Source organism: Bathymodiolus platifrons methanotrophic gill symbiont (genome assembly GCF_002189065.1).
GTDB lineage: Bacteria > Pseudomonadota > Gammaproteobacteria > Methylococcales > Methylomonadaceae > Methyloprofundus.
The window spans coordinates 1-1092 of sequence record NZ_BDMN01000599.1 but is presented as its reverse complement, the minus strand read 5'-3'; the positions used below and the strand labels follow the sequence as shown (position 1 = coordinate 1092).

Here is a 1092-nt window from a genome sequence, read left to right as displayed (position 1 = left end):
TTCACATAGAGCCTTTTTAAATTTGGTCAATGTCGTTTTTTTATTGTTATTTTAAGAAAAATAATATTATACTGGTTGCAATAGGTGCAACCTTTTAGGAAAGGATATGGCAAAAATGACAACGATGGGCGTAAAGCTGGATGACACGATCCGAAATCGATTAAAACAGTTAGGGGAAAGCCGCGATAGAACCCCGCACTGGTTAATGAAAAAAGCAATTACTGATTTTTTAGATCAGGAAGAAGCTTTAGATAAACGTAACCAAGAAGCGGATGTAGCCTTAAGAGAGTATCAAGCGACAGGGCAATATGTTAGCCATGAAAACATGGAAGACTGGCTAAATACATGGGGTAGCGACAAGGAAAGTACATGTCCAGAACTGAAAAACTAATCTTAATTTGGTCGCCTGCTGCGCGGCGTGATCTTATTCGCTTAAGAGAATTTATTGAACCGCATAATTCCCGTGCGGCTAAAAAATCATCTGAAAAAATCCTGAAAGCAGCAAAGAGCATTTTAAATAATCCTGCCATTGGAAAAACTCTAGATGGAAGAAATGACCGTGAGCTATTTACCTCATTTGGAAAAAATGGTTACATTTTTCGTTATCAAATCATCGATCAACAAGTTGTGATTTTGAAAATCTGGCATGCCCGTGAAGATCGATAAAAATAAAGACTTTATTACTAAACTATTAACTTGAACCGCCCTTCCCTGATTAACCACCTATAAAATACCTATAAGGTATTTTATCAATACCCAATAATAACCTTAAAGGTTAGATTTATAACCGCAACAAGTGCGCCCGCCACTCATTCCAGCTCGGGGAGTCGCTATTTTTGCGAAAGCTTGTTTTGGGCATCCCAGCCCAAGCAAGCAGCAAAAACTTAACGCGACCACTTATGCCTCCGGCGGCCCCGATTCGTCCTCGTCACCTCGTCCCGACCCAACAAGGGGTCGGAACATAGGCTCCAAATGACTTGACGCCGTGTCGGATGGCCTTTTATTTTGTCTCCACCTTCGCTAACGCTCAGACTCCGACAAAACAACGGCCCTACGGCTATCGCGGACTAAAAATCATCACTTCGCTTAGGC

The 1092-nt window shown here is 41.5% G+C and carries 2 protein-coding genes; both read left to right on the top strand.

The window, feature by feature from the left end:
* Positions 1–106 precede the first annotated feature (106 nt).
* A complete protein-coding gene (locus tag CDZ78_RS20850) occupies positions 107–391 on the top strand; it encodes a CopG family ribbon-helix-helix protein (RefSeq protein WP_087871638.1) in 285 nt (94 codons plus the stop codon).
* Entirely contained in the window at positions 370–666 is a 297-nt protein-coding gene (locus CDZ78_RS20845; protein WP_087871637.1) for a type II toxin-antitoxin system RelE/ParE family toxin, read from the top strand. The genes CDZ78_RS20850 and CDZ78_RS20845 overlap by 22 nt, the downstream gene beginning before the upstream one ends.
* Positions 667–1092 lie beyond the last annotated feature (426 nt).

Bases quoted from the DNA above. Each gene is read 5' to 3' on its own strand.
- CDZ78_RS20845 (WP_087871637.1), top strand. From the start codon at position 370: ATGTCCAGAACTGAAAAACTAATCTTAATTTGGTCGCCTGCTGCGCGG.
- CDZ78_RS20850 (WP_087871638.1), top strand. From the start codon at position 107: ATGGCAAAAATGACAACGATGGGCGTAAAGCTGGATGACACGATCCGA.